Source organism: Amycolatopsis sp. NPDC051372 (assembly GCF_040682095.1).
Taxonomy (GTDB): Bacteria; Actinomycetota; Actinomycetes; order Mycobacteriales; family Pseudonocardiaceae; genus Amycolatopsis.
Map to the genome: position 1 here is coordinate 3,102 of NZ_JBFBAF010000083.1, position 1,615 is coordinate 4,716.

Annotated in this window: 2 rRNA genes (1 of these 2 running past the window's edge); both read left to right on the forward strand. The window is 55.5% G+C overall.

From position 1 onward, the window contains the following. Positions 1-1,392, forward strand: a 23S ribosomal RNA gene (locus AB0M56_RS50255) (it extends 1,353 nt beyond the left edge of the window). A gap of 56 nt (positions 1,393-1,448) precedes the next feature. Further along, a 5S ribosomal RNA gene (gene rrf, locus AB0M56_RS50260) occupies positions 1,449-1,565 on the forward strand. The last annotated feature ends 50 nt before the right edge of the window (positions 1,566-1,615 follow it).

The window sequence follows — 1,615 nt, forward strand, 5'->3', positions numbered from 1 at the left end:
TGGCTGAGACGTGATGCGTAGCCGTTTGAGGCGAAGAGGGTGATCCTATGCTGCCGAGAAAAGCCTCTAGTGAGTGCATGCACGGCCCGTACCCCAAACCAACACAGGTGGTCAGGTAGAGAATACCAAGGCGATCGGGTGAACTGTGGTTAAGGAACTCGGCAAAATGCCCCCGTAACTTCGGGAGAAGGGGGGCCAGTGCTCTTGAAGCCTTTTGCAGGCTAGGGAGTGGTGGCCGCAGAGACCAGCGGAAAGCGACTGTTTACTAAAAACACAGGTCCATGCGAAGTCGCAAGACGATGTATATGGACTGACGCCTGCCCGGTGCTGGAACGTTAAGAGGACCGGTTAATCCCTTCGGGGGTGAAGCTGAGAATTTAAGCGCCAGTAAACGGCGGTGGTAACTATAACCATCCTAAGGTAGCGAAATTCCTTGTCGGGTAAGTTCCGACCTGCACGAATGGCGTAACGACTTTCCGGCTGTCTCAACCACAGGCCCGGCGAAATTGCACTACGAGTAAAGATGCTCGTTACGCGCGGCAGGACGGAAAGACCCCGGGACCTTTACTATAGTTTGGTATTGGTTTTCGGTTCGGCTTGTGTAGGATAGGTGGGAGACTGTGAAGCGGTGACGCTAGTTATCGTGGAGTCAATGTTGAAATACCACTCTGGTCGAATTGGGAATCTGAACCTCGGGCCATGATCTGGTTCAGGGACAGTGCCTGATGGGTAGTTTAACTGGGGCGGTTGCCTCCTAAAGAGTAACGGAGGCGCCCAAAGGTTCCCTCAGCCTGGTTGGCAATCAGGTGTTGAGTGCAAGTGCACAAGGGAGCTTGACTGTGAGACAGACATGTCGAGCAGGGACGAAAGTCGGGACTAGTGATCCGGCACCACCTGGTGGAAGGGGTGTCGCTCAACGGATAAAAGGTACCCCGGGGATAACAGGCTGATCTTGCCCAAGAGTCCATATCGACGGCATGGTTTGGCACCTCGATGTCGGCTCGTCGCATCCTGGGGCCGGAGTAGGTCCCAAGGGTTGGGCTGTTCGCCCATTAAAGCGGCACGCGAGCTGGGTTTAGAACGTCGTGAGACAGTTCGGTCCCTATCCGCCGCGCGCGTAGGATACTTGAGGAAGGCTGTCCCTAGTACGAGAGGACCGGGACGGACGAACCTCTGGTGTGCCAGTTGTCCCGCCAGGGGCATGGCTGGTTGGCCACGTTCGGAAGGGATAACCGCTGAAGGCATCTAAGCGGGAAGCCTGTTCCAAGATGAGGTATCCCACCCCGTGTGGGTTAAGGCCCCCAAGAGACGATTGGGTTGATAGGCCAGAAATGGAAGCACAGTAATGTGTTGTTGAGTTGACTGGTACTAATAGGCCGAGGACTTGCCTACAAAGATGTTACGCATCCACTCTACGGTTCTGAAACACCACGCGTGTTTCATAGTGTTTCGGTGGTTATAGCGCCAGGGAAACGCCCGGTCCCATTCCGAACCCGGAAGCTAAGCCTGGTAGCGCCGATGGTACTGCAACCGAAGGGTTGTGGGAGAGTAGGACGCCGCCGAACTTACTTAGAGTAGGCCCCGGTCGAGAATCTTCACGGTTCTCCCGGGGCCT